The 1,318-nt window shown below is 35.0% G+C and carries 1 protein-coding gene; it reads right to left on the bottom strand.

Annotated features, from left to right (window positions below; translation table 11 throughout):
- Window positions 1-48: 48 nt before the first annotated feature.
- A complete protein-coding gene (locus tag FC77_RS07610) occupies window positions 49-1,227 on the bottom strand; it encodes an IS256 family transposase (protein ID WP_056971022.1) in 1,179 nt (392 codons plus the stop codon).
- Window positions 1,228-1,318: the final 91 nt, after the last annotated feature.

Raw genomic sequence — 1,318 nt, 5'->3', positions numbered from 1 at the left:
TTTGTGTAAATAAATCTTTCTCGTAGATTGATTTTTTTAATTAATTATTTATTCAAAATAGGATTCTAGAGTGTCTTGTACTTGACCAAAGCCTTTATGAATTCGCTTGAAATAGCGATCATTGTAGCTCATTGCTTGTATTCCAATAAAAGTATCTAATGACTGTTCATTTGGAAACTCTGCTTTAGGTTTGGCTTTGCGCTTAACAACATTATTAAAGGATTCAATCATGTTAGTTGAATAGATTGAACTTCTGATCTGTTTCGGATAGTTATAAAAAACTAGCAGATCCGCTTCAATGTCTTTTACATTCTGAATTACATGCTGATAAGCTTTCTGCCATTTACTATAAAAGCTATGTAAGACTGTTATACCTTCTTGCTTGTTAGACTGTTGATGAACTTGCTTAAACTCGTTCATAATTGCCTCACGGTCTTCTACACGTACTTTAGCGCAGATATTACGCATTACGTGAACCAAACAGCGCTGGAAGTGAGCTTTAGGATAAGTTTGCATTAGTGCAGTTTTCATACCCACAACACCATCTGATAAAAATAATTCAACTTGTTTAAGGCCTCTGCTTTTCATATTTTGAAGCAACTCCGTCCAGACTTCGATATTTTCGCTAGGAGCTATGCAATAATCGATCACTTCTTTGTGACCGTTGGGCTTGATACCAATGGCAATATATACTGCTTCTCGTTCAAAAGTTTCTCGACGCAACGGTATATACGTTGCATCAAGATAAACACAAAAGAACTTATCGCTCAGCTTACGCTTGTGATAAGCCTCAACTTTAGGAATCATTTGCTTAGAGATATTAGACACTTGAGCTGGACTATAATGACTGCCATACATTTTTTCGATCAAATTAGCTATTTCTCTAGTGGTTACACCTTTAGAATAAAGCTTTATAACCATATCTTCTAAGAGATCAGTATGTTGTTTATAGTCTGGCAGAGTGTGTTGATGAAACATACCATTGCGATCTCGTGGCACTTGTACCTCAATTGATCCAAACTGGGTATCAATTTTACGGAAATACGCACCATTTCTAGAATTACCAGTATTCCAGCCATTTCTAGCATCAGGATCATAGCCTAAAAAGGCAGTCAGTTCAGATTCTAACAAGTCATTAACAGCTTGTTGGATTTCATGACGAAGCAAATCATTAATGTTATCTTGATTGAATAGAGCTTGAGTTATATTTTTGGTAAAATCATTCATGAAGGAGTTCTTCTTTCTGTATGTGTTTTTTGTTCAAACCAATCATACGAGAAAGGAACTCCTTTTTCTAATGTTTTAGGAAATTAAATTA

It is taken from the genome of Lactobacillus acetotolerans DSM 20749 = JCM 3825 (assembly GCF_001436775.1).
In the GTDB taxonomy this organism is placed as follows: domain Bacteria; phylum Bacillota; class Bacilli; order Lactobacillales; family Lactobacillaceae; genus Lactobacillus; species Lactobacillus acetotolerans.
This window is presented reverse-complemented; position numbering and strand designations above follow the sequence as displayed.